At 63.6% G+C, this 24,629-nt stretch carries 19 protein-coding genes and 1 pseudogene; 11 read left to right on the top strand and 9 right to left on the bottom strand.

All coding sequences use genetic code 11. The features are described from left to right. Positions 1-3: 3 nt before the first annotated feature. Positions 4-2,589 carry an ATP-binding response regulator gene (locus tag PQR32_RS02060; RefSeq protein ID WP_408221908.1) on the top strand — a complete coding sequence of 862 codons (2,586 nt, stop codon included), beginning with the start codon at positions 4-6 and terminating at the stop codon, positions 2,587-2,589. A gap of 46 nt (positions 2,590-2,635) precedes the next feature. Here the strand turns inward: PQR32_RS02060 and PQR32_RS02055 are convergent, their stop codons facing one another. Beyond that, entirely contained in the window at positions 2,636-3,802 is a 1,167-nt protein-coding gene (locus tag PQR32_RS02055; protein WP_408221907.1) for an ATP-binding protein, read from the bottom strand. A gap of 306 nt (positions 3,803-4,108) precedes the next feature. On the opposite strand from PQR32_RS02055, the gene PQR32_RS02050 reads away from it, so the two are divergent. Then, positions 4,109-5,944, top strand: a complete 1,836-nt coding sequence (locus PQR32_RS02050; RefSeq protein WP_408221906.1) for an ABC transporter ATP-binding protein — start codon at positions 4,109-4,111, stop codon at positions 5,942-5,944. A gap of 34 nt (positions 5,945-5,978) precedes the next feature. Here PQR32_RS02050 and PQR32_RS02045 read toward each other — a convergent pair whose 3' ends face one another. After that, positions 5,979-6,206, bottom strand: coding sequence for a hypothetical protein (locus tag PQR32_RS02045; protein WP_408221905.1), 228 nt, complete (start codon positions 6,204-6,206; stop codon positions 5,979-5,981). Positions 6,207-6,629: 423 nt separating this feature from the next. Here PQR32_RS02045 and PQR32_RS02040 point away from each other — a divergent pair, with 423 nt between their 5' ends. Genes PQR32_RS02040 through PQR32_RS02025 form a run of 4 tightly spaced genes read left to right on the top strand, consistent with a single transcriptional unit; the run spans position 6,630 to position 15,852 of the window. Continuing rightward, positions 6,630-7,901 (top strand): efflux RND transporter periplasmic adaptor subunit, encoded by a 1,272-nt coding sequence (locus tag PQR32_RS02040; RefSeq protein ID WP_408221904.1) that lies wholly within the window; start codon positions 6,630-6,632, stop codon positions 7,899-7,901. Between the two features lie 15 nt (positions 7,902-7,916). Beyond that, a complete protein-coding gene (locus tag PQR32_RS02035) occupies positions 7,917-11,042 on the top strand; it encodes an efflux RND transporter permease subunit (RefSeq protein WP_408221903.1) in 3,126 nt (1,041 codons plus the stop codon). Then, the gene (locus PQR32_RS02030) at positions 11,039-14,359 is read left to right on the top strand and encodes an efflux RND transporter permease subunit (protein ID WP_408221902.1); all 3,321 of its coding nucleotides are present in this window, start codon (positions 11,039-11,041) and stop codon (positions 14,357-14,359) included. The genes PQR32_RS02035 and PQR32_RS02030 overlap by 4 nt, the downstream gene beginning before the upstream one ends. Next, positions 14,356-15,852, top strand: a complete 1,497-nt coding sequence (locus tag PQR32_RS02025; protein WP_408221901.1) for an efflux transporter outer membrane subunit — start codon at positions 14,356-14,358, stop codon at positions 15,850-15,852. Before PQR32_RS02030 ends, PQR32_RS02025 begins: the two co-directional genes overlap by 4 nt. A 31-nt stretch (positions 15,853-15,883) precedes the next feature. Here the strand turns inward: PQR32_RS02025 and PQR32_RS02020 are convergent, their stop codons facing one another. Then, on the bottom strand, positions 15,884-16,603 hold the full coding sequence (locus PQR32_RS02020; RefSeq protein ID WP_408221962.1) for an ABC transporter substrate-binding protein: 720 nt from the start codon (positions 16,601-16,603) through the stop codon (positions 15,884-15,886). Between the two features lie 247 nt (positions 16,604-16,850). Here PQR32_RS02020 and PQR32_RS02015 point away from each other — a divergent pair, with 247 nt between their 5' ends. Continuing rightward, positions 16,851-17,507, top strand: a complete 657-nt coding sequence (locus PQR32_RS02015; protein ID WP_408221900.1) for a GMC oxidoreductase — start codon at positions 16,851-16,853, stop codon at positions 17,505-17,507. Between the two features lie 131 nt (positions 17,508-17,638). Here the strand turns inward: PQR32_RS02015 and PQR32_RS02010 are convergent, their stop codons facing one another. Next, complete coding sequence (locus PQR32_RS02010; protein ID WP_408221961.1) at positions 17,639-17,866, bottom strand: hypothetical protein; 228 nt, start codon at positions 17,864-17,866, stop codon at positions 17,639-17,641. A 299-nt stretch (positions 17,867-18,165) separates the two neighbouring features. Between PQR32_RS02010 and PQR32_RS02005 the strand changes: the two genes are divergently transcribed. The 3 genes from PQR32_RS02005 to PQR32_RS01995 all read left to right on the top strand — a co-directional run bounded on the left by PQR32_RS02005 (position 18,166) and on the right by PQR32_RS01995 (position 21,068). Beyond that, positions 18,166-18,678, top strand: a complete 513-nt coding sequence (locus PQR32_RS02005; protein WP_408221899.1) for a hypothetical protein — start codon at positions 18,166-18,168, stop codon at positions 18,676-18,678. Between the two features lie 204 nt (positions 18,679-18,882). Further along, entirely contained in the window at positions 18,883-19,950 is a 1,068-nt protein-coding gene (locus PQR32_RS02000) for a catalase family protein (protein ID WP_408221898.1), read from the top strand. 251 nt (positions 19,951-20,201) lie between these two features. Beyond that, a complete protein-coding gene (locus PQR32_RS01995) occupies positions 20,202-21,068 on the top strand; it encodes a helix-turn-helix domain-containing protein (RefSeq protein WP_408221897.1) in 867 nt (288 codons plus the stop codon). Here the strand turns inward: PQR32_RS01995 and PQR32_RS01990 are convergent, their stop codons facing one another. Continuing rightward, the gene (locus PQR32_RS01990; protein WP_408221960.1) at positions 21,069-21,125 is read right to left on the bottom strand and encodes a hypothetical protein; all 57 of its coding nucleotides are present in this window, start codon (positions 21,123-21,125) and stop codon (positions 21,069-21,071) included. It abuts the gene before it with no gap. A gap of 10 nt (positions 21,126-21,135) precedes the next feature. Between PQR32_RS01990 and PQR32_RS01985 the strand changes: the two genes are divergently transcribed. Continuing rightward, the gene (locus PQR32_RS01985; RefSeq protein WP_408221896.1) at positions 21,136-21,318 is read left to right on the top strand and encodes a hypothetical protein; all 183 of its coding nucleotides are present in this window, start codon (positions 21,136-21,138) and stop codon (positions 21,316-21,318) included. Positions 21,319-21,348: 30 nt separating this feature from the next. Here the strand turns inward: PQR32_RS01985 and PQR32_RS01980 are convergent. The 4 genes and pseudogenes from PQR32_RS01980 to PQR32_RS01965 all read right to left on the bottom strand — a co-directional run bounded on the left by PQR32_RS01980 (position 21,349) and on the right by PQR32_RS01965 (position 24,625). Then, positions 21,349-22,093: pseudogene (locus PQR32_RS01980) on the bottom strand (SDR family NAD(P)-dependent oxidoreductase). Between the two features lie 169 nt (positions 22,094-22,262). Next, a complete protein-coding gene (locus PQR32_RS01975) occupies positions 22,263-23,384 on the bottom strand; it encodes a porin (RefSeq protein ID WP_408221895.1) in 1,122 nt (373 codons plus the stop codon). Then, on the bottom strand, positions 23,381-23,749 hold the full coding sequence (locus tag PQR32_RS01970; protein ID WP_408221894.1) for a Rieske (2Fe-2S) protein: 369 nt from the start codon (positions 23,747-23,749) through the stop codon (positions 23,381-23,383). Before PQR32_RS01970 ends, PQR32_RS01975 begins: the two co-directional genes overlap by 4 nt. Positions 23,750-23,761: 12 nt before the next feature. Continuing rightward, complete coding sequence (locus PQR32_RS01965) at positions 23,762-24,625, bottom strand: intradiol ring-cleavage dioxygenase (RefSeq protein WP_408221893.1); 864 nt, start codon at positions 24,623-24,625, stop codon at positions 23,762-23,764. Positions 24,626-24,629 lie beyond the last annotated feature (4 nt).

Here is a 24,629-nt window from a genome sequence, read left to right as displayed (position 1 = left end):
CTGATGGTAATACCGCGCGAGAGCATGCGGGACGTGCTGGAACGAAGCCGGTTTGCAATACGATGGGGCGGCGCGCTGGGCCTCCTGTGCCACCCCATCTACTACGTAGTCTGGACCTATGTCCTGCCGCAACCTTACGACAACCTCTCCCTTCGATTGAGTGCGGCGCTCGTCTGCATTCCATTGATTTTCCAGGCGCATTGGCCGAAGCGATTCAACCACTACCTGCTGATTTATTGGCATTGCTGCCTGATCTACGTACTGCCATTCGTTTGCACATTTCTCGCGATCAGAAATTCATTCTCCACCATGTGGATGATGACCGAGGTCATGATGATCTTCATCATGGCGCTGTGCATCGACAATCCGCTATTGCTGATGGGCTGCATCGGCATTGGCGTGTTTTCCGGGGCGCTCGCCGCGGTGATCAGCTCGCCGGTTCCGATTGTCGTGACCGCGGCCGATCAATCGAATCTCGCCTTGCTGCCGGTCGTCGTCCTGTGCAGCATGGCCTTCAGCCATGCGATCAGCAAAGGGCGCATCTTCGTCGAAAAGAACCGCGCGTTGCAGGCTCTCGCGGGGTCGATCGCTCACGAAATGCGCAACCCCCTCAGCCAGTTGCGCTACGTGCTGGACCGCGTGGAAGAAGCCCTGCCCGCGACGATGGGATCCAGCCGGCCGCTGGCACTCACGCACGACAGGCACGATAAAAACGATAGGAACGACAGGAACGAGAGCACCGCGGGGCTTTATCGTCATCTTGCCCAAGGGCAGTTGTCGATCGAGCGTGGCCTGCGCATCATCGCCATGACACTCGACGAAGTCAGCGCCAAACCCATCCGCCCGGATTGCCTCACTTATCTGAGTGCGACGAGTACCACGCGTAAGGCGCTGGAAGAATACGGCTTCGGCGACGAAAAGGAACGCGACAAGGTCAGGCTCGTGGTGCGGGAAGACTTCACCTTCAAGGTCGACGAAACCGTCTATCTGTTCACCCTGTTCAACCTGATCAAGAACGCGCTGCATCATATCGCCACGCACCCGGCGGCCACGCTTACACTGACCATCGAGCAGCAGTCGGTCATGGTTCGCGACACCGGTCCCGGCATTGCGCCCGACATGCTGTCGCATCTGTTCGAGCCCTTCCGTACAGCGGGCAACTCGGACGGCACGGGACTCGGACTCGCCTATTGCCAGCGCGCGATGCGCGCCTTCGGCGGCAGCATCAGTTGCCGTTCGGAAGTCGGCAAATTCACGGAATTCACGCTGCAATTTCCCGTCGTCCCGAAGAGCGAAATCGTGGACCACGAGCGGCAGATTTTTGAACGCGCCACGCCTGTCTTCAAGGACAAACGCATTCTCATCGTGGACGACGACGCGGGCCAGCGCGCGCGAGCCTGTCGCGCGTTGTCGAAAGTGGGCGCATACCTGAACGAAGCGGAAAACGGCGCGATCGCATTGACCGTACTCCGGGAATCGGCTCCCTACGACCTCGTGTTGATGGACATCAACATGCCGGTTCTGGATGGCTACGCGACGGCCGAGGAAATTCGCGCGGGTCACGATTATCCGAGCTGGAATGTCCTGATTGCCGCCTATACGGCCGAGCCCGGAACGGTGGTGCGCGTGCTCGCCCGACGCGCCGGCATGGACGAAATCATCAGTAAATCCTGCAGCGTGCTCGAATTGATCACGACGCTCCAGGCGCTCTTCGAAAACGGCAACCGGCACCATCTGAGCCAGCAATCCGACGCGTTCTCCGGCAAATCGATCCTGGTCGCGGACGACGACACCTACAGCCGGCTGGTGGCCAAAGCCTATCTGGAGCGATGCGGAGCGAGCGTCGTCGAGGCCGAGCATGGGCAGGCCGTGCTCGCGCATCTGCAGGCGGACGGCGTGATCGACGCCATCGTCATGGATATGAAGATGCCGGGAATGGGTGGCCTGGAAACGACCGCGTCGATTCGCGCCCGCGCCGACTCGTACGCCGCCGTGCCGATCATCGCCTTGACCAGCCAGTCCGATATCAAGGCAGTCCAGACCTGCCTGGCTGTGGGCATGAACGAAGTCATGATCAAACCCGTGCAAGCCAGTTCTCTCTATGCGTGCCTTGCGAGACAGTTTGCACAGCAACGCGGCTCGACCGTGGCGACGACGGCCGGTCTGCCGCCGTCGCCGCCGACCACGCCGGCCGGCAGGCTGCCCATCGTGACGGAAAGCGAACTGCTCGACGAGAAACACCTCGAAGAACTGGCGTCGCTCGATCTGCTCGACGAATCGTTCCTCAAAGGCATCGAGCAGATTCGCCAGCTCGTGGCGCGGCTGGCGACCAGTGTCGCGGCCGCCGACCTCGAATCGACGCACGGCGCGCTGCACCTCCTGCTTGGCGTCAGCGGCAATATCGGCGCACGAGCGCTGCATCAGTTCGCGCGGCAAATCTATCCGCGCGTGGTGGAAGGCGAATGGCCGGTGGAAACCGATTGGCTCGCGCGCATCAGCATATTGAGCGAGCGTTCAACCGATGCGCTGCAGACGTATTTCGCCACGGCCAAGGCACGCCGCGATCATCGGGATTTTCTGAGCGACTAGCGGTGATACACGCGACCATGCAAGCGGCCATGCAGGCCACGCGATTTCATCGCGAGGCCACCTGACTGTCGGACGGTTCTTCGTCGTCAGCGGTGTGCATGTGGCTATTGAAACTCGGAAAGCCCATGGTCACCGTGGTCCCCGCGCCGACCGTGGATTCGATCCGCAGGCATCCGCCGAACGACTGCATGATGCGGTTGCAGAAGATCATGCCCATGCCGTGGCCGCCGGCGCCCGCGTAAGTGGTGACCGGATCCTGCAGCAGACGCGCTTTGACCTCGGGCGCGATCCCCGGGCCATTGTCGCGAATGCGGATCTCGGGCTCAGGGAACGCCACCACTTCGAGGCGCAACGAAGGCGCGCTGCTGCCGTCGAGCGCGCGCAGCGCGTTGGACAACAGCGAAGACAACACGAGCGCCACGCAATTGGGCATGGCGTGCACGACAAAATCCCCTTCCACGTCGACCTTGACCCAATCGCGCTGCGACGCGACAAACGGATAGGTGTCGAGCAGCGTGGCGATCAACCGCGTCGCTCTGACCGCGCGCGTGCCGCCGCCCGAGGCGGACTTCTGGCCGCCGCTCTTGTGCACCGTCGCCCAGAAAGACGAGATCAGCGTCAGGCAATACTGCGCGTTATTCAGCATCGACTTTGCCGCGAGGCCGATCTCTCTTTGACGCTCCGGATCGTATTGCTCGGCCACGTCGTTCTCGACGGAGCGCGCGAATAGCGAAATCGTGGCCAACGGCGTATTCAGCTCGTGGGCGAGAAAAGCAAGTGTCTCGTCCATCGCCAGCAGCCGCTGTTGGCGCGTTTCCCGCTCCGTGTAGCGCGCGGTTGCCAGTTGCAGGACCTCGCGCACCATGTCCGTTCGCAGCGGCTTTTCGATAATACGGAACACGTCGCCCGTATTGACCGTTTGCAACAGCATGTCCTTGTCGGCATAGGCGGTCACGAGAATGCGCACGATTTGCGGATACTCCTGCGCCACCTGGCGCAGCAGATCGTCGCCGTCGCGTCCCGGCATGCGGAAGTCCGTCACCAGCACGGCAATCTCCGAAGCGTGCTTGCCCAGCACCGTCATCGCCTCATCGGCGCTTTGGGCGACATACACTTTGTAATCGGCACTCATCGCGCGCGCGAAGTGGTTGCGCGACATCTCGTCGTCGTCGACGAAGAGAATGGAAAACGGCGGCTGCATAGGATCACTCATCGCATTCCCAGCGGATGGCGGCGGGTCGACATTGCACGGATCCCACGTTGCGGATGATAAAAACGGCTTGCCGGTGACACGCGCCGGACCGTTTTGGAGTTTGGAAGTATAGGGTATCGCGTCAGACAAAAAACGGGGAAACACCGCACGCCCTTACCCAATATGCATCGCCGCCGTCAGACCGGCTCGCTGCTTGCGAAGGCACGCCGCTTGCGTGCTGCCGGAACCGGACTTCTCGACTGTCGGCTGCCTGTCGGGGCGGCACAGCATGGACGCCCGACTCCTTCCACCTGGGCAAGCGCTGTCATGGAACTGATCAAGGATGCCGACACCGGCCGGGCCGGGCGCGTGCGCAGGCGGCGGCAGTCCCGTGTGCTGTCCCGCTACGCCGGGCGGCCCCTGCGGCTGATCTGGCGTTACGTGGCCCGTCACAAGCTGGCGCACGCCATCGTGCTGGCCAGCGTCGTGGCGGCGGTCGGCTGCGCGCTGGGTTCGCAATATGGGATCCGCAATCTGATCGACGCGTTGCCGGGGGGCCGCGCCCATCCGCAACACGTGATTCATGCGTTTGCCGTGCTCGTCGCGCTGATCCTCGCCGACAATCTCTTCTGGCGCATTGCCGGCTGGATTTCGGCGCGCACGTTCGTGGCCGTGACGGGCGACATCCGGCGCGAGATGTTCGACTATCTCACCGTGCACGCCCCCACCTTCTTCGCCGACAAGCAACCCGGCGTCCTGTCGAGCCGGATATCGGCGACGGCCAACGCGGTCTACGTGATCGAAAACACGGTGGCGTGGACGGCCTTTCCACCGTGCCTGACCGTGGTCGGGGCGATCGTCATGGTCGGCGCGGTCAGCGTTCCCATGAGCCTGACGCTGGTCGCCATTTCCGCCGCGCTGGCGTTCTGCCTGTTCCTGCTGGCACGCAAAGGCACCGCCCGGCACGAGACGTTCGCCGCCCAGGCTGCCTCGGTCGATGGCGAACTCGTGGACGTCATCGGCAATATGGGGCTGGTCCGCGCCTTCTGCTCCGTGGTGATCGAGCGGCGGCGCTTCGACGCGCTGCTCGCCGCCGAAGGCGACGCCCGCAAGCGCAGCCTGCTTTATCTCGAGAAACTGCGCCTGTTGCACGCGTTCGCCACCTGCATTCTGTCCGCTTGCGTGCTCGGGTGGACCGTGTGGCTGTGGAGCGTCGGCCGTGCGACCACCGGCGACGTCGTTCTGGTCGGCTCGCTGGGTTTCTCGATCCTGCACGGCTCGCGCGACATTGCCGTGGCGTTCGTCGACCTGACCCAGCACGTCGCCCGGCTTGGCGAAGCGTCGGAGACACTGCTGATCCCGCACGCCATGCCCGAACCGACCAGGGCGACGCCGCTCGAAGTCCGGCAGGCCACCGTGGACTTCGAAGACGTGACGTTCGCGTATCCGGGCCGCCGCCCGGTGTTGACCGGACTGAACCTGCATATCGGCGCGGGCGAGCGCGTCGGTCTCGTCGGCCCCTCGGGGGCGGGGAAATCGACCATCCTCGCGCTCCTTCAGCACTTCTACGAGCCGGGCTCCGGCTGCGTGCGGATTGCGGGCCAGGATATCGCGCATGTCACGTTGCAAAGCTTGCAAGGCGCCATCTCGGTCGTGCCGCAGGACGCGTCGCTATTTCACCGCTCGCTGCTGGACAACATCCGCTACGGCTGTCCCGACGCGAACGAGGCCGACGTGCGCCGCGCGTGCGAGGACGCCTATTGCCTCGATTTCATCAACGCGATGCCCGAAGGGCTCAACACCGTTGCGGGCGATCGCGGCACCAAACTCTCCGGCGGACAGCGGCAGCGCATCGCGATCGCCCGGGCCATTCTGAAAGACTCGCCGATCCTGCTGCTCGACGAAGCGACGTCGGCGCTCGATACCGCATCCGAGATCGCCATTCAGGCGGCGCTCGAACGGCTCATGAAACATCGCACTGTCGTCGCGATCGCTCACCGGTTGTCGACCTTGCAGTCCTTCGACCGGATCGTGGTGCTCAACCGCGGCCGCGTCGTTCAGCAAGGCACGCCGGCCGAACTGGCCGCCGTGCCGGGCATCTATCGTGACACGCTGGCGCGGCAGATCAGACGCACGCCTGCCCCGCGCCCCGATCTCATGTGATTCGCGACGCAGGCGGCGGCGCCAGGGAATCCGCTCACGCGCCGTCGCGGTCGCCGTCGCCAAACAGCCGGCGCACGAGTTCACGGCCCCGGCTGGTCAGCCGCAGCGTCGACGTGCCGCCCACTATCACGCCCTCCTCGCGCCGGTCGATTTCGATCAGGTCGTATCGGCTCAGCGCGAGCACCTCGGGATCGATGGCCTCCGGACGCCGCCCGGTGCCCGCGAGACGCAGCAGTGTCGCGAGTTCATGATGGCTCAGCATCGGTTACCTCGTCGGTTGAGACTGGACAATGCCGTCATGCTAGTGCGCGAGTCCGACATTCAGGCTACGGTTCTGTTGCGTCAAGTTACGCGGTTACATGTCGGCGCAGCGCGCGTGATTCCCCTGCTCCGCGATGACAGCCCACGTCGTCGCTACTTTTTTCCGTATGGCCGCGCTCGCGCCTGGACAGACGGCAAGGCGCCACCGCCCGGCCGATCGTAACAAATCGAAACGCCCGTCAAGGTACTGTCGTGAGAATTAGCTCCACAGTCGGATAGACTCTGCTAGTGATTGTCTGGATTCCTGTCGCCGGCGACGGCGATGCCCCATCCTGGGAGTTCGTATGACGCTCTTCGACAGCAATTGGCCGGGCCGTCCTTCGACGGCGTTCGCCGGGTGCCACGGATCCGGCGGGAGACCGTCATGAGCGAAGCGTCGTCAAGCCCGGTCAAGCGTCCGCGGCGTGGCCGCATCGTGTTCGCGCTCGTGGTGCTGGCGCTGATCGCGCTGGTGGTGTTCCATCTGTTGCGTTCGAAGCCGGCCAAGCCCAGCGTGGCGCCCCAGGTCGTGACGGTCGCCACCGCCACCACGGGACCGATGCCGGAGACGCTGAGCGAACTGGGCACCGTGACACCCGTCGCCACCGTCACCGTGCTGCCGCAACTGAGCGGCTACCTGACCGCCGTCGGCTATCGCGAAGGCCAGGATGTTCAGAAAGGCCAATTCCTCGCGCAGATCGATCCGCGCCAGTACGAAATCAGCAAGCGGCAGGCCGAGGCGCAACTCGCCAAGGACAAGGCGGCGCTCGCCCAGGCGCACGCCGATCTCGCGCGCTTTACGCAACTCAACGAGCGCAAGTCGATCGCCGAACAGACCTATGCGGATCAGCAGTTTCTCGTCCAGCAGGACGAAGCGGCGGTCAAGGCCGACGAAGCCAACGTCGCGCAATTCGTTCTCGACCTGATCTACTGCCATATCACCGCGCCGGTGTCGGGCCGGGTCGGATTGCGCCTCGTCGATCCGGGCAACTACGTGACCGCGTCGAGTCAACCGGGCATTGCGGTGATCACGACGATGAAGCCGACCACCGTCGAATTCACCGTGCCACAAACCGCGCTCGACAAGGTGCTGCAGCGCGTCAACGTCGGCGCGCAGCTACCGGTCGCCGTATTCAGCAGCGACAATTCCCGGCAAATCGCGACCGGCACGCTGTACGCGATCAACAACCAGATGGCGACCGCGACCGGCACCGTCACGCTGCGCGCAACCGTCCCCAACGACGACGAGGCGCTCTTCCCCAACGAGTTCGTCAACGTCAAGCTGCTGGTCGATACGCTGCAAAACGCGGTGCTGGTGCCGACACCCGCGGTGCAGAGCGGCGCGCCTGGCGACTATGTCTATCTCGTCAACGCCGACAATACCGTATCGGTGCGCAAGGTCACGCTGGGACCGGGCGACGGCCAGCATACGGTGATCACGTCGGGGCTCGCCGCGGGCAACGTGGTCGTTACCGACGGTATGGACCGCTTGAGCGACGGCGTCAAGATCAAGGCGTCGGCGACGCGGCCGGGGTCGGGTGCCGCGGGCGCGTCCGGCGCGTCGGCTGCGACGCCGGCGGCACCGCCCGCCTCCGCGTCCACTGCGCGGCGCACGCCTCCCGCGTCCGCGCCCAACACGGCTTCCACGGCCTCATAGCAGGCCGCCCCGTCGATGAACTTCTCCCGCCTGTTCATCCTGAGACCCGTGGCGACGTCGCTGCTGATGGTCGCGCTCGTGCTCGTCGGCCTGGTCGCGGTGCGCTTCCTGCCGGTGTCTTCGCTGCCCGACGTCGACTATCCGACCATCCAGGTCCAGACCTTCTATCCTGGCGCGAGCCCGAACGTGATGGCGACTACGGTCACCGCGCCGCTCGAGGTGCAGCTCGGCGAGATTCCTGGCCTGCAGCAGATGGTGTCTTACAGTTCGGAAGGCGCGTCGGTGATCACGCTGCAATTCGATCTCTCGCTGAATCTCGACATCGCCGAACAGAACGTGCAGCAGGCGATCAACGCCGCCAACAGCTTCCTGCCGGCTGGCCTGCCCGCGCCGCCGACCTACGCCAAGGTCAACCCGGCCGATCAGCCGATCCTCACGCTCGCGGTCACGTCGAAGTCCATGTCGCTGACGCAGTTGCAGGACACCGCCAACAATCGCCTCGCCACGAAGATTTCCGAAGTCCCTGGCGTCGGTCTCGTGACAACCGCCGGCGGCAACGTACCGGCCGTGCGTGTCGAAGCGGACCCGCAAAAGCTCGCCGCCTACGGCCTGAATCTCGACGATCTGCGCACGCTGCTCGCCAATGTCAACGTCAGCCAGCCGAAAGGTAATTTCGACGGACCGGAGCTCGACTACACGATCAACGCGAACGATCAGATTGTCGATCCGCAAGACTATCTGGCCACCGTGATCGCCTATCAGAACGGCGCGCCGGTCTATCTGCGCGATGTCGCGCGCGTGAGTCAGGCCGCGCAGGACGTGGAACGCGGCGCGTGGTACAACCGCACGCCGGCCATCGTGCTGAATGTGCAGCGTCAGCCGGGCGCGAACGTGATCGCCACTGTCAATCAAATCATGAAGCAGTTGCCAGCGCTCGAATCGACGCTGCCCGCCGGCCTGCAGGTCACGGTGGTGGCGAACACCACCGGCGTGATCCGCTCGTCGGTTTCGGACGCCGCGTTCGAACTGGTGCTCGCCGTCGTGCTGGTCGTGCTGGTGATTTTCGTGTTCCTGCGCAATGTGCCCGCCACCATCATTCCGAGCATCTCCGTACCAGTGTCGCTGATCGGCACGCTCGCCGTGATGTACCAGCTCAACTATTCGATCGACAACCTCTCGCTGATGGCGCTGATCATCGCGACAGGTTTCGTCGTGGACGACTCGATCGTGATGATCGAGAACATCGTGCGCTATCTGGAGGAAGGCAAGACGCCGCTCGAAGCCGCGCTCGAAGGCGCCGGGCAGATCGGCTTCACGATCCTCTCGCTGACGGTCTCGCTGATCGCGGTGCTGATTCCGCTGCTGTTCATGGGCGGCGTGATCGGCCGGCTCTTCAGCGAATTCGCGATCACGCTCGCGGTGACGATCGTGATCTCGGCGGTGGTCTCGCTGACCGTCGTGCCGATGCTGTGCGCGCGTCTGTTGCGCGCGCAGGCGCAGCGCCATCCGAGCCGCTTCGAGCGCATCAGCGAAGGCCTGTTCGACAAGACGCTCGCCGCATACGAACGCGGCCTGCGCTGGGTACTCGATCACCAGATGCTGACGCTGGTGGTCGCGCTGATCACCGTCGCGCTCACCGCGATTCTGTACATCGTGATCCCAAAGGGCCTGTTCCCGGTGCAGGACGTCGGCGTGATTCAGGGCATCAGCGTGGCCGACAACTCGGTGTCGTACACGGCGATGGTCCGGCGTCAAAGCGCCCTCGCCGACGCGATTCTGAAAGATCCCGACGTGGTGTCGCTCACCTCGTATGTCGGCATCGACGGCACCAATCCGACGCTGAACAACGGCCGCTTCCTGATCAATCTGCGCCCGCGCGACGACCGCTCGGTCACCGCCGAGGAAATCGGCCGACGCATCCAGCAGGAAGTCGCCGACGTGCCCGGCATTCGTCTCTATCTGCAGCCCGAGCAGGACCTGACGCTCGACACGTCGATCTCGCGCAACCAGTACAACTTCGTGCTGCGCGGGCCGAACCAGCAGGCCTTCAACCAGTACGTGCCCGCGCTGATTGCGCGCATGAAGCAGATTCCCGCGATCACGGACGTCACCAGCGATCTGAACACCAACGGCCTGAGCGTGAACGTCGAAGTGAACCGCCAGCTTGCCGCGCGCTACGGCATCACGGCGGCCACGATCGACAACGCGCTGTACGACGCGCTCGGCCAGCGCATCGTCTCGACCATCTTCCAGCAGTCCGACCAATACCGCGTGATTCTGGTGGCGAAGCCCGAGACGATTCCCACGGTGCAGTCGATCGGCAATCTGTATTTGCCGAGCCAGACCAGCAGCACCGGCCAGGTGCCGCTGTCGGGCATCGCGAAGATCAGCATCACGCAATCGCCGCTGTTGATCAGCCATCTCGCGCAGTTCCCTTCCGTCACGATCTCGTTCAACCTCGCGCAGGACGCGTCGCTCAGCGCAGCCGTTGCGCAGATCCGCGACGCCGAGAAAGCGGTGGATCTGCCGCCTTCCATCACGACGTCGTTCCAGGGCGCGGCCCAGGCGTTCGAAGATTCGCTTTCCAGCGAAGTGTATCTGCTGATCGCCGCGCTGGTCGCGGTGTATATCGTGCTCGGCGTACTGTACGAAAGCTACATCCACCCGGTGACGATTCTCTCGACGCTGCCGTCGGCCGGTATCGGCGCTCTGCTTGCGTTGATGATCGCGGGCAGCGACCTCGACGTGATCGGCATCATCGGCATCGTGCTGCTGATCGGCATCGTCAAGAAAAACGCGATCATGATGGTCGACTTCGCGCTCGAGGCGGAGCGCGTGCACGGCAAGCCGGCGCGCGAAGCGATCTTCGAAGCGTCGCTGCTGCGCTTCCGGCCGATCCTGATGACCACGCTCGCCGCCATGCTCGGCGCGCTGCCGATGCTGCTCGGCACCGGCACCGGTTCGGAACTGCGCCGGCCGCTCGGTCTCGCGATCATCGGCGGGCTCACGCTCAGCCAGGTGCTGACGCTGTTCACGACGCCGGTGATCTATCTGTTCTTCGACCGCGCCGCGCAGCGCGTGAAGAACCGGCGCCGCGCCGCGAATGACGGCGCCGCCGCGCCGCCGGAGAACGCACCGTGAACATCTCGGCGCTCTTCATCCGGCGTCCGGTCGCGACCGCGCTGCTGGCGGTCGCGATCCTGATCTCCGGCGCGCTCTCGTATTTCCGGCTGCCGGTCGCGCCGCTGCCGAATATTGCCTTTCCGGTGATCGCGTTGCAGGCGAACATGGCGGGCGCGAGTCCGGAAATCATGGCCGCCACGGTCGCCGAGCCGCTGGAGCGGCGCCTCGCCACCATCGCCGACGTCAGCCAGCTCACCTCGATCAGTTACGTGGGTTCGTCGCTGATCATCGTCGTGTTCGGCCTGAACCGCGATATCAACGGCGCGGCGCGCGACGTGCAGGCCGCCATCCAGGCCGCGCGCGCCGATCTGCCGACCACGCTGCGCAGCAACCCGACGTATCGGCAGTACAACCCGGCCGGCGCGCCGATCATGGTGCTCGCGCTGACCTCCGACACGCTGACCAAAGCGCAACTCTACGACTCCGCCGATTCGGTGATCCAGCAGCAGTTGTCGCAGATCGACGGCGTCGGGCAAATCACGCTCGGTGGCGGCGCGTTGCCCTCGGTGCGCGTCGAACTGGAGCCGGGCAAGCTGAACAGTTACGGCATCGGCCTCGAGGACGTGCGCGCGGCGATCGGCGCGGCGAACGCGAACAGCGCGAAAGGCCATATCGACCAGGGCGAGCAGCGCTACGTGGTGACGTCGAACGATCAGATCAGCAAGGCCGCGCCGTATCGCGACGTGGTGATCGCCTATCGCGACGGCGCGCCCGTCCTGCTGCGCGACGTCGCCCAGGTGCGCGACTCGAACGAGAATATCCGCAATGCCGGGCTCTATAACGGCAAGTCGGCGGTGCTCGTGATCGTCTATCCGACGCCGGGCAGCAACGTGGTGCAGACAGTTGGGCAGATCCGCGCGCGCCTGCCGATCATCGAAGCCGCGTTACCGAGCGCGATACACGTGAACGTCGCCATCGACCGCTCGGAGTCGGTGCGCTCCTCGGTGGCCGATACCGAGCGCACGCTGTTCATCGCGGTGCTGCTGGTGGTGGGCGTGGTGTTCGTGTTCCTGCTGTCGCCACGCGCCACGCTGATTCCGGCGGTCGCGCTGCCGCTCTCGATCGTCGGCACCTTCGGACCGATGTATCTGCTCGGCTATAGCATCGACAATCTCTCACTGATGGCGCTGACCATCGGCACCGGCTTCGTGGTCGACGACGCCGTGGTGGTGCTGGAGAACATCGTGCGTCATCTCGAGGCCGGTCTCGAGCCGAAGGAAGCCGCGCTGCGCGGCAGCGCCGAGGTCGGCTTCACGGTGATCTCGATGAGCCTCTCGCTGATCGCCGTGTTTCTGCCGATCCTGCTGATGCCCGGCATTGTCGGGCTGCTGTTTCACGAGTTCGCCGTCACGCTCTCGATCGCGATCCTGCTGTCGCTGCTCATCTCGCTGACGATCACGCCGGTCATGTGCGCCTACCTGCTCAGCCGCGAGCGCGCGATGCATTCGCCGTCGCGCTGGGCACGCTGGGTCGAGGTGCAGTTCGAGCGCTTCAAGCAGGCGTATTCGCGTTCGCTTTCGACCGCGCTCGATCACGCGCTCGCGGTCGTCCTTCTGCTGATCGGCCTGCTCGTGCTCAACGTGTTCCTGGCCCGGTTCCTGTCCGCGACGTTCTTTCCGGAGCAGGACACCGGCATTCTGATCGGGCAGATCATCGCCGATCAGAGTGTCTCGTTCAACGCCATGGAAAAGAAGCTCGCGCAATTGCAGGCGATCGTGAAGCAGGACCCGGCGGTGGCGTCGGTCGCGGGCTTCACCGGCGGACGCGCGCTGAACACCGCCAACGTGTTCATCGAACTCAAACCGCTTGCGCAACGGCACCTGTCGGCGACGGAAGTGGTCAACCGCCTGCGACCGAAGCTCAATGCCGTTTCGGGCGCGCGGCTCTTCCTGCAGGCGCAGCAGGATCTGCAGATCGGCGGACGCCAGGCCGCTGCCGAATACCAGTACACGCTCACCAGCGACGATGCGAACGCGCTCTTCACGTGGGCGCCGAAACTCGTGACCGAACTCGGCAAATACCGCGGCAAGCTGGAGGACGTGAACTCGGACCTGCAGCAGAACGGCTTGCAGACCTACGTGAACTTGAGCCGCGCGACCGCCACGCGCTATGGTTTTCAGCCGAACCAGATCGACAATGTGCTGTACGACGCCTTCGGCCAGCGCACCGTGTCGACCATCTACAACCCGCTCAATCAGTACTTTGTCGTGATGGAAGTCGCGCCGGCCTACTGGCAGTATCCGCAAGCGCTCAACCAGATTTACCTGAGCACGGCCGCCGGCAACGCGAACGGCACGCAGCAGACGCAGATGTCGAGCGCCACGGTCAAAGCCGTACAACAGGCGGCGGCGGTCAGCAGCGCGTCGAGCACCAGCGCAAATACGAACTCGCTGAACGCCGATGCGGAAGCGAACCAGCAGACCAACAGCATTTCGAACAGCAAGGGCGGCAACTCCAGCGGCAGCGCGGACAGCACCGCCGCCGAAACCATGGTCCCACTCTCCGCGCTGATGACCTTCTCGAACAGCCACACCGCGACGCAGGTGAACCACCAGAGCGGCCTCGTGGCCGGCACCATCTCGTTCAATCTGCCGGCCGGCGGATCGCTCAGCGAGGCCGGCGAGATCATTGCGCAGGCCGAGCGCGACATCGGCATGCCCGCGTCGGTGCACGGCGCGTTCGCGGGCGCCGCGCAAGCGTATGCGCAGTCGATGGGCGCCGTGCCGTTGCTGATTCTCGCCGCGCTGGTGGTGGTCTACCTCGTGCTCGGCGTGCTGTACGAGAACACGGTACACCCGCTCACGATTCTGTCGACGCTGCCGTCCGCGGGCATCGGCGCGACGCTGGCCTTGCTGATTTTCGGCACGCCCTTTTCGGTGATCGCGATGATCGGCATCATTCTCCTGATCGGCATCGTCAAGAAAAACGGCATCATGATGGTCGATGTCGCGATCCAGTTGCAGCGCCATGACGGCATGAATGCACGCGATGCGATTCACGAGGCCGCGGTGGTGCGGCTGCGCCCGATCATGATGACGACCGCGGCCGCCGTGCTGGGCGCGGTGCCGCTGGCGATCGGCATCGGCCAGGGCGCGTCGCTGCGCCAACCGCTCGGCGTGACGGTCATGGGCGGGTTGCTCGTGAGCCAGGTTTTTACGTTGTACACGACGCCGGTGATTTATCTGTACCTCGACCGGCTGCGCGCGCGACTCGCGAAATGGTCAGCGCGCCTGCCGTGGAATCGCCGCGGCGAAGCACCGGATACGAGCGCATGATGAAGACGATCTCCCCCACCCGACTGGCTGGCGCGATGCTGGCCTTATCGACTGTGTTGACAGGCGGCTGCACGGTCGGCCCCGACTATCATCGGCCGCCCGTCGCGACGCCCGCCACGTGGAAGGAACTGCCCGGCTGGACCGAAGCGCAGCCCGCCGCCGAGCGTCCAAAGGGCGACTGGTGGACGGGCTTCAACGACCCGCTCATCAATGAGTTCGAGCCGCTCGTGTCGGTGTCGAATCAGACTGTGCGCCAGGACTATGCGAACTACCAGGAGGCGCTCGCCGAAGTGCGGCTTGCGCGTAGCGCCCTGTTCCCGACGATCGGCGTGACCGGGTCGGTGACCCGCGCACGGTCGTCGACCGGCAATTTCAATAGCAGTTCATTCGGCGGCGCTGCGGGCGCGAGCAGTTTCCAGCGCGTGAACAACGCCGGCTCGCTCGAAGCCAATGCGAGTTGGGCACCCGACCTGTGGGGCCTCGTGCGACGCAACATCGAGGAGAGCGCCGCCACCGCGCAGGCCAGCCAGGCGACGCTCGCGAACGCCACGCTCTCCGAGCAGATCGCGCTGGCGAACGCCGTCATCGATCTGCGCGTGACGGATGCGAATATCGACTTGCTCACTCACACCGTCGATGCGTTCGAGCAATCATTGCGCGTCGTCGCCGAGCAGGACAAGGCGGGCACTGTGCCGCCTTCCGATCTGGTGACCGCGCAGACGCAACTGGAGTCGGCGCAATCGAGTCTGATTGCGCTGGGCGTGGCGCGGGCTCAAAACGTTCATGCGATTGCCGTGCTGGTCGGCAAGAATCCGGAAGAGCTGGACATCCCCCCGAACACCACGCTGCCGACGCTGCCATCCATTCCGGTCAGCGTGCCGTCCACGCTGCTGGAGCGCCGGCCCGACATTGCCGCCGCCGAGCGTCAGATGGCGGCGCAAAACGCCGCGATCGGCGTGGCCGTTGCCGCGTATTACCCGACGATTTCGCTGTCGGCGCTGGACGGCTTCACGCAGTCGCCGTTGGCCGGCCTGCTGCACATCGGCAACTATGTCTGGTCGTTGGGCGGCCAGGCGAGCGAAACGCTTTTCGATGGCGGGCAGCGCAGCGCGCAGGTCGACGCGGCAAGAGCGTCTTACGAAGCGGCCGTGGCCAATTATCGCGGCACCGTTTTGACTGCGTTCCAGGGTGTGGAGAACGACCTTGCCGGCTTGCGGATCCTCGCGCAGCAAGCCGAGGTGCTGGAGCGCGCCGTACGCGATGCGACGCGCGGCACCGAGATCGCGCGCAATGAATATCAGGCGGGGACGGTGGACTTTACGACGGTCGCGACGGCGCAAGCCACTCAGTTGAATCTTCAGCAGACCGCATTGAACGTGCAGCAAACACGGCTGCTCGATGCGGCGTCGTTGATCGGCGACCTCGGAGGCGGCTGGTCCGCGAGCGAACTGAGTGATCCGCGCAAGACAGGGCAACAGAACGCGTCGCCCTAAGGCTGCCTCGTCGGCCCATTGATGTATGGTGCTAGTCGTTGGCTTTCGCCACCACCGCGCCGGTGATCCGATGCCGCGCCAGCGACGCCGTGACGAAGCCGGACGCTTTCATGTCCTCGACGAATGTCGACAGGTATGCGGCCGCGTCGTCGCCTTTCGCTTTAGGTACGCCCATCGCCTGACGGATCACCATGAAGCGCTGGTCCAGTATGCGCACTCCGCCTGTTTTGGCGGCGTCCTTTTCGAGCTGCTGCTTGACGCCAGCGGCCACGTCCAGATGCTGATCGAGAAAGCCTTGCACAACAGCAGGAGAAGTTGGAATCCGCACGAGCGTCGCGTGGTGTAGTTCGCGGGTCAGAAACAGATCGTAGGCGCTGCCTTTGCCGACCGCGACCGTCACGCCGGGTTGATCGACCTGCTCGTTGGTGGCGATCGGCGATGCGGCGCGCACGAGATAAAAACCTTCTATCAGCACATACGGCTTCGTGAATGCAATTTCCTGTCCGCGCTTCGGATCGACCGCGAAGAAACCGATGTCGGCCTTGTCCTGCTCGACGTTCTCAACCGCGGCGCCCGCCGACTTCACCGCGACGAGTTGCAGCGGCACGCCGAGCCGTTTGGCGAATTCGGTGGCGAGATCGACGGACACGCCGACCGGCTTACCCGTTGCCGGATCGAGCGCCGCCAGCACGGGATTGCCGAGATTGATCGACGCGCGCAACGTGCCGCTCGGCGCGAACACAGCGGCCATCGTGGCGCTTGCTGGTCTCGACGTTGTGGCTTGCGGGGCGCTCGCGTCGTTGGGTTGCGCGAATGCGGGCAAGACCGCGCTGGATACCAGGAAGGATGCCAACGTCGTGAACACACCGCTGTGTCGTTTCATGATTGAAAGCTTCTTCGTCGTGGATGGTGTTTGATCAGCGTACCAGAGTTATGCAAGCGCTCGGCCTGCCGCGCATCTTTCCGAATTCAACATTGCAACCGTCGCTGATCTGCCCGTGGGAAATCGGCTGCAGGACCACCCGTTTTTCTACAACGTCTACGCACTCAAGCGTGAAGCAAATTCGATGAAGCCCGCCGCCGGCGCGTTGGTGTGGACACGCTCCCAGAGCGCGGCGCCAGGCGATCTCGATCTGCACATCTCGGGCACGCATCTGATCGACCCAAAGGTCAGCCCCACCGGCGGCGCGATCGTTCTGGCCTGTGCGGTGACGCTGCCGAAGTCAGTCGGTCGGTTGCGACTCTCGAGCCGCGATCCACGCGCTGAACCGGATATTCGCTACAACTTTTTCGATGACCAGAATGATCTCGACCGCCTGGTCGAAGCCGTGCAACTGTCCCGCCGGATTGGCCGAAGCGCACCGTTGCTGGACGTGATCGATCACGAGATGGCGCCGGGCAATACCGTAGACGATGGCAAAGCGCTCAGGGCGAACATCGTTTCGAATGCCGCCGCATATCTGCACCCGACTTCGACCGTGCCGATGGGCGCCGACTCCGATCCCACCGCTGTGGTCGACGCGTGGGGCAAGGTACGCGGCGTCGAAGCGCTGCGGGTCGTCGACGCATCGATCATTCCCGACATCCCGTCGGCTGCGACGAACGTCACCACCATCATGGTGGCCGAACGCATCGCCGCGAAATTGTCCGCGTGAGTCAGCGCGGATTCCAGCTATGACAGCATCCTGGAGAACTAAACATGAGGACCCAAGCATTGCTCGCGCCGACAGAAGGCCCGAGGCTACGTTCAACACCGAATGCGTGGCGCCAGCGCCCCACATCTCCCTCAGGATAGCGAAGCAAGCATGTTCGACAGCCGTCTGATGTGAGCCTTGAAGGCGTCGCTCGCCTCACGATCGGTGGTGGGATTCAGATGCGACGTCTCAGCGAATTGAGCCTGCTCGTGGAAATCGTTAGCGACCGCGCGTCGCACGTCCGAAGGCAACGACCGTACGATCGAGACCAGTAATGCCTCTTCGGCGTGAATCATGCCCAGAATCGAATGCGTGTCCATGAAAACACCTCCGTTGATGGCGCGATAAGTCAAATCTAGCATGGTCCGCGCCGAGTATTCCGGTTACTTCCGCATACCTCTCGTTACAAACCGCCAGCGGGCGGTTGGTTATGATGTGCGATCGCATCGCTCTGAGCACCCGTTGGCTAATTATGAGGAATATCGGAAAAGCATTGGTAGTCGGCCTGGTGCTTGCAGAGGTCGCATTCGCTGTTTATCTACTGTCCCCAAAAAGCGACCCGTCGACGCGCGCGCCCGGCGCCGTTACAGACGGCTCCCCAGCGTTGGCCGCAGATAAGGTGCAAACCGGCACCCTGCATGTGACCGCCGACAACGCAGCCGGCACGCTGCCGCGCAGCGCAAGCACGGACGACTCCGCTCGCGTCCCGATGCAATCTGTGGAGGGACACATCGCGCCTGCGCCCGAACCGTCGACCCAGCACGCCGCAGAAGTGCCGCGGCAAGAAGCACAGCCGCATCCGCAAACCCCGCAAACCCCGCAAACGCCCGCATTGGCCGCGGCCCCTGCCCCCGCCGATTCAAAAGCAGCCGCCGTGCAACAGACCGGACACGGCCGTGACGGTCTGCACCGCCGCGATTCGAGTTCAGTCTCTTCCGCGGCGACGGACGAACTCGTCAAGGAATCCGCCAAGCTCGATCCGGCTCTCCCGCCGCCTGAGCCATTTGTGCACGATGATCAGCCACATCGCAGCTCGAACGCCGTCGCGGCCGCGATGACGCAACAGCTCGTTAAAGAGTCCGCCAAGCTCGATCCGGCATTGCCGCCGCCGAACCCGTCGGGCATGCACTGAACGGGTGAACCGCCGCGCGCGCGATCGCGGTGATCATGGTGATCACCGCGATCGCGCGCGCCGGATGCTGAAGCGATCATGCGTTCGATTGCGCCGTAGTCTACGATGTAGTTCAGATCCATGCGCTCCGGCAGCGGCACGATGGCTACCTCAGCGCGGGCTTGGACGCATTCCCATCGCGGCGAACCTTGATGGAGGACGAGCATGGCCAACGACTCCCCCGACAAAGCAGAACGCGGCGCAGGCTGGATCGACCAGCCCGAAGACGCAAAGGTCATCGCCATCCTCGTCGAGAAAATCAAGGCGCAGCAGGCGGCGATTGCAGCCAGTAGCAACACTCATCTGGACGGCCGCATCGACCGCGGTCAGCATCAGAAGCAAACGCTCGGCGCCTTCGGCACGCTGCGGATCTTCGAAACGATACCCACTGCGCTCAAGCATGGCCCCTTTGCGAAACAGGACGATCTGGCGCCGTCGCTTTGCTACCGGGTCGCCTGCCGCTTTTCTAACGGGCAGCCCTGTCCTTTCTCCGACCAGGCCGCCGACGTTCGCGGTGTCGCCATCAAGTTCTTCACCCCGCAAGGCATTGAAACCGATCTCCTCATGACCAATGAGGGCGGCCGCTCGCATGCGAGAAACGCGGTGCAATTCATGGACTTCGCCGATATCCTCGTCGCCCAGATCGCCAAAGGCGCGCTTGGGGCACTGGAGCAGGCGTCGATGGAAGTGCTGAGCGGCAAACTGGGGCCCGTCGAGACAGCCCGCATCATCGCGATCGTCGCCAAGGAGACGACCCTGCACTCCGTCGAGAGTCTCACGACCGAGCGGTTCTGGGGCTCGGTCGTCAAGCTGGGCGCCGCGGCCATCAAGTACTCGCTTCAGCCCGAAGATACAACCGTGCAAGGGACGAACGGCGACCGCCACGGCGACGACTATCTGCGCGAAGACCTGCTGAACCGCTTAAAAACCGGCCCGCTCAAATGGCAACTCTGCGTGCAGTTCTTCGTGGATGAAGAAAGCACGCCGGTCAACGATGCATCGGTCGTATGGACGGGGACGCCGATTGCGATAGGCGTGCTGGAGATTGCGTCACTGCCCTCCGCCGACGAGGAAGCGCGCATCAACCAGATGGCATTCAACCCGGGCAGCGGCTTCGAACCGCTCGGCATCACGCACGCACGCAAGGACGTGTACGCGGCCAGCGCCGCGAACCGCAAGGACCGCGGCGTATTGTCGAGCGATGAGGCGCGCCGATATATAGAACCCATGTGAAGTTCGAGTTCGAGCATAGCGACGCCCTGCGACCGCTCACTGCCGCTCGACCCAACTTGCGAATGGCGGCGGCCTCAGCACGTTTCTACTCATTGACGCATCTCCTCTCATTTGTTTAAGTAGAGCTTACGAGAACAATATCCCGATGTCCGTGACATCGAATCGAACCGCTGACTTAAGCGTCTTTTTTTGTTGAGTCGAAGGACCGCTGCTGCGCACGGTAGCCGAGGTTCATCGAGGAGAAGTGTGGCATGACAACAGTACCAACCGACGGCGACAAGCCCGTCTGGATCCTGCAGGGCAGCTTCGGCCGGGCAACGGTGAATTTCATCAGCCGTCCGCTTGTGGCTCACGCGCATTCTCAATACCAGTTCCTCTTCAAACTCGGCGGAAGCGATTGCGTGTTCCGCATCGGCGCTCAAGACCGCACGCTGAGCGCCGAACGCGCGATCTGCCTGAACCCGTGGGTCGAACATGCAAAGGGCGGCAGCGACGACCAGCCGTCGTTGATACTCTCGCTCGTTATCGAGGCGCCGTGGCTGCGCGCGCGATTGCAGCTCGGTGAACACGGTACGGCGAACATCTTTCCGGAACCGCTCGTCGTGGTGACGCCCGACGTTCACCATCACGTCGAACGCCTGGCCGCTGCGATCACCAATCATCTGGTGGCTCAGGACGACGGCTGCATGAGCATTCTCGAAGATCTGATTACCGCGCTTGGGCGTGACTTCGCAGACCCGGCCCTGACCGCCGGCATCACGCCGTCGGGCCGGCCGGTCGACTTCCGGATCCACAAAGCGCTGAACTTCATCAAACACACTTCGCTCGCCAATCCAACGGTGGCAGAGGTTGCCGCACAGGTCGGATTGTCGCGTTCGCGCTTCTTCGAGCAGTTCCGCCGCTGCATGGGCGTTTCTCCGCAACACTACATCGACTGGGTTCGTATGTCGCACGCAATCCAGCTGCTCGGCACGAGCGATAAACCGCTGTCCGACATCGCCGCGGAACTCGGCTTCGAAGAGCATAGTCACTTCACGCGCTTCTTCTCGCAGCATATGGGCGTCCCGCCCAGCGAGTTCCGCAGACGCTCGGTAACGCTTAACGTGCACGCCGGTTAATCATTCAGACTCATCGGCATCCGACGGCGCGCCGCTGGCGCCCAACGCGCCGACCAGATGACCGTCGATGAAGATCGGCAGCGCACCTCTTCAGTTCAAGCGTACGCTGGCAACTGAAGGGCACCGTGATCAAAAGGCCCACGGATTTACCACTGAGTCCGATAATTTTTTCGATGCGCCATTGAGCGTCGGCTCGCGCAACGGCGAGCCCAGCCTCTTTCTGTTATCGATGCCGCATCGCGTGCCATGATGTTCGTGTGAGCTACGCCAGCTAGCGGGCTCAATTCAGGCGGCGGCCACCGTCGACGACTATGGTCACGCCCGTGCTGAACGTCAGATGCGTCGCGCACGCCTCGATTGCGGAAGCCACATCGTCCGGCGTGCCGATGCGGCGAAGCGGTGTCGTCGCCGCGACTTTCTCATTGAAGTCGGCGCCGCGCCCGGGCACGAAAGTCGTATCGACCGCTCCCGGAGAAACGTTCAATACCCGAATGCGCGGCGCCAGCGCGCGGCCCAATGAAGCCGCCATCACGTCGAGCCCCGCTTTGGCGGCACAATAGGCGATATTGCTGCCCTGTGGTGCCCGAGATGGACGAGACGTTGACCACCAGTCCGTCGCCGCTTGCATCGAGTAACGCACGGAAAGCGCGGATCGCCGCAAACTGCGCTCGCCAGTTCACGGCAAATATCTGGTCGATCAACTCGTCCGTGAGTGCGTCGAGATTCGCGTGCGGCACCGCCTGCGTGATGCCGGCCGTATTGACCAGCACATCCGTGCGCCCATATTCGGCTTGCACTTTCGCGGCCAGATCGTTGAGCGCGCTACTGTCGGTGATCGAAACCGCCGCGGCGAGATGGCCGCTCCCCGGCAGCGAGCCGGCAACCCCTTGCGCCTTCTGCAAATCCCCATGACTGGTCACGACGATCCGCGCGCCCAGTGCCGCCAGGCGCCTCGCCGTCGCACTGCCGATACCGCCGGAACCGCCGATTATCACGCAGACCTTCCCTTCCAGAGACTGTGCCATGTCAACGCCTACGCATGATTGGAATACCCATTGTCACGCCGTACGAGCGACGCCGTAACGACAGCGTCAGTGGGGCCCTCTAGAATGGTACCGTTTCCCGAAAAGTACGCCTGACAACCACTTTCGAAATTCGGACATTCCTTGGGCTGGGCCGCGCACGCCTGGGTCGTCAGAAGCTGGTACGCAAACCGACGCGCGCAAGCGTCTGCGACCGGTTGCTCGCTGCGCCGTCCGGTTGCAGCAAACCGTTGATCCATGCCCGCGTCACAGCCGCGTCGCCACTGGCGCGCTGATAGATCGCTTCGACATAGGCGGTGGTGCGTTTCGAAAAGCTGTACTGCAACGCGGTGGTGACCTGTTGCGCCTTGTTGTTCAGCAGCACATCGTTGCCCTTCATGTACGCGTAGTCGAGACCGAGTGTCCACGGACCTGATATCGTCCACGACGCGCCGCCCTTGTAGACGTCGATCTTCGCGCCGCTCGCGGTGTTTTTCGTGTTGGTGTAGAGCAGCATCCCCAGCACGCTGCCGAAGTTGTAGTGCGCGCCGAAGCCGAAATTACGAATGCCGTCGTGACCGTCGCCCAGTTGCGGATACTTCACCTCGACATACGCCGCGCCGACGCCCAACGGACCGCTCGCATAGTTCGCGCCGAAGCTCATCGTCGAGTCCGACGAGAACGAGCCGGGCACGCCACCGAATCCATAGAGCGCACCGAACGTGAACCCCGCGATGTCGGGACTGCGATACTTGACCGAGTTCCCTACGCGTGTCGTGCCCGCCATGCGGTCGAAATCGAATGAACCGGTCGGATTGTTCGGCACGCCCAGCGCGGTAAACGGCCCCTGGCGAAAATCGTAGATGCCGCCGAACAGGAACGCGCCGTCATACAGGCCGAGCGTCAGCGTCTCGAACATGAAGTCGTACTGGTTGCCGAAGGTAAGCGAGCCGAAGCGGTCATTAGTGAGCCCGACCAGCGCCGTGCGGTTGAAAATCTGTCCGGCGCCCGGAATCGTCGCGCCGCTGCCCAGATCGAACTGCGACGTGAGTTCGAAAATCGCCTTGTTGCCGCCGCCCAGATCTTCGCTGCCTTTGAACGTCAGCAGGTCCGGCGAGAGCACGCCGCTGTCGAACAGCGTCGCGGCGCCGCCATGCTGGTTATTCACATACGTGACGCCCGCATCGATCACGCCTTGCAGCGTGACACTGCTTTGCGCGCCGGCAATGGCTGGCGCAATGCATGCGAACGTGCAGCCTGCGATCGCGAGGCGCTTCGGCCTTTTGCCTTTCATGTTTGCCTCCTCCAGTCGTTGTTGAATATCTTTCGTTGTTCGATGCGGATGTCGACCGGCGTGAGCGACGCGCCCTCGCACGGTCCATCGACGCACACACCGTCCTCGAAGCGAAACATCGCGCTGTGATGCGCGCACATCAGCAGTTCGGCGTCGTAGGCCCAGAACGTGTTCGGTTCGTAATTCAGCGGAATCGAAAAATGCGGGCACACGTTGCGGTAAGCCCACGCGTCTTCGCCGCGACGCAGAACCACGACGCCTGGTGCGCCGGCCTGGTCAGCGGAGATTTCAAGCGCGCCGCCATCGGGAACATCGTCGAGCGCGCAGAGAAAGCCTTGGTGAGGTTCGGGATTCGCCGCGTTCATCGCCTCGCCTCCTCATGCGTGCCGCGCAGACAGCACGAAGTCGCGCTGCACTTCGAAGAACGGACTCGGCAGCGCCCACTCGTTGGCGGCGGCCGCGTCGTGATTCGGCACGTAGTCGATCACGAGCGACGGCTTCGAGCCGAACACTGCATCGGAGTGGACATAGGGATCGCCCTCGGAGTAAAGCGCTGTTGTCAGCGTCTCGTAGCCCGGCGCAACGATCAGGAAATGGATATGGGCAGGCCGCATCGGATGACGGCCGGTCGCCATCAGCATCTGTCCGACCGGGCCGTCAGTCGGGATGGGATAGCTGGTCGGTTTGATGGTCCTGAATGCGTATTCGCCGTTCGGCCCCGAGCGGAATTTGCCACGCAGGTTGCTCTCGGGCTGATCGGGATCCTGGCCTTCATACATGCCGTTGTTCGCCGTTTCCCACACCTCGATCAAGGCACCGGCCACCGGCGCGCCGCGCTCGTCGACGAGGCGGCCATGAATCAGCGTCGGCTCGCCTTCCGTGCGGGCGATGTTGGCGCCGAATTCTTCTTCCTTCGCGCCTTCGCGATAGAACGGACCGAGCAGGCTGCTTTCGGTGGTGACGCCGCCGCGCCCGTGATTGATGGCATCGATCATGATCGACAGGCCGAGCGTGTCCGAGAGCAGAATGAATTCCTGGCGGATGCCGTTACACATCTTGCCGGTGGCCGTCAGGAATTCGATGCCACGGCGCCATTCGTCGCCGGTCAGTTCGACTTCGCTGGCGAATGCATGCAGGTGTGTGACCAGCGCGGTCATGATCCGCTTGAGGCGTGGATCGGTGCAATCGGCAAACGTATCGAGCACGTTCTGAGTTAGCTGGTGGATGGTTTTATCGTTCATGGTT

The sequence above is a fragment of the Paraburkholderia dipogonis genome (assembly GCF_046027395.1).
Lineage (GTDB): Bacteria > Pseudomonadota > Gammaproteobacteria > Burkholderiales > Burkholderiaceae > Paraburkholderia > Paraburkholderia dipogonis_A.
Note: the sequence above shows the minus strand (reverse complement) of the source record. Positions and strands in the feature narration are given on the sequence as shown.

Bases quoted from the DNA above. Each gene is read 5' to 3' on its own strand.
- PQR32_RS02060 (WP_408221908.1), top strand. From the start codon at position 4: ATGGTAATACCGCGCGAGAGCATGCGGGACGTGCTGGAACGAAGCCGG.
- PQR32_RS02055 (WP_408221907.1), bottom strand. From the start codon at position 3,802: ATGAGTGATCCTATGCAGCCGCCGTTTTCCATTCTCTTCGTCGACGAC.
- PQR32_RS02050 (WP_408221906.1), top strand. From the start codon at position 4,109: ATGGAACTGATCAAGGATGCCGACACCGGCCGGGCCGGGCGCGTGCGC.
- PQR32_RS02045 (WP_408221905.1), bottom strand. From the start codon at position 6,206: ATGCTGAGCCATCATGAACTCGCGACACTGCTGCGTCTCGCGGGCACC.
- PQR32_RS02040 (WP_408221904.1), top strand. From the start codon at position 6,630: ATGAGCGAAGCGTCGTCAAGCCCGGTCAAGCGTCCGCGGCGTGGCCGC.
- PQR32_RS02035 (WP_408221903.1), top strand. From the start codon at position 7,917: ATGAACTTCTCCCGCCTGTTCATCCTGAGACCCGTGGCGACGTCGCTG.
- PQR32_RS02025 (WP_408221901.1), top strand. From the start codon at position 14,356: ATGATGAAGACGATCTCCCCCACCCGACTGGCTGGCGCGATGCTGGCC.
- PQR32_RS02020 (WP_408221962.1), bottom strand. From the start codon at position 16,603: ATGGCCGCTGTGTTCGCGCCGAGCGGCACGTTGCGCGCGTCGATCAAT.
- PQR32_RS02010 (WP_408221961.1), bottom strand. From the start codon at position 17,866: ATGGACACGCATTCGATTCTGGGCATGATTCACGCCGAAGAGGCATTA.
- PQR32_RS02000 (WP_408221898.1), top strand. From the start codon at position 18,883: ATGGCCAACGACTCCCCCGACAAAGCAGAACGCGGCGCAGGCTGGATC.
- PQR32_RS01995 (WP_408221897.1), top strand. From the start codon at position 20,202: ATGACAACAGTACCAACCGACGGCGACAAGCCCGTCTGGATCCTGCAG.
- PQR32_RS01985 (WP_408221896.1), top strand. From the start codon at position 21,136: ATGAAGATCGGCAGCGCACCTCTTCAGTTCAAGCGTACGCTGGCAACT.
- PQR32_RS01975 (WP_408221895.1), bottom strand. From the start codon at position 23,384: ATGAAAGGCAAAAGGCCGAAGCGCCTCGCGATCGCAGGCTGCACGTTC.
- PQR32_RS01970 (WP_408221894.1), bottom strand. From the start codon at position 23,749: ATGAACGCGGCGAATCCCGAACCTCACCAAGGCTTTCTCTGCGCGCTC.
- PQR32_RS01965 (WP_408221893.1), bottom strand. From the start codon at position 24,625: ATGAACGATAAAACCATCCACCAGCTAACTCAGAACGTGCTCGATACG.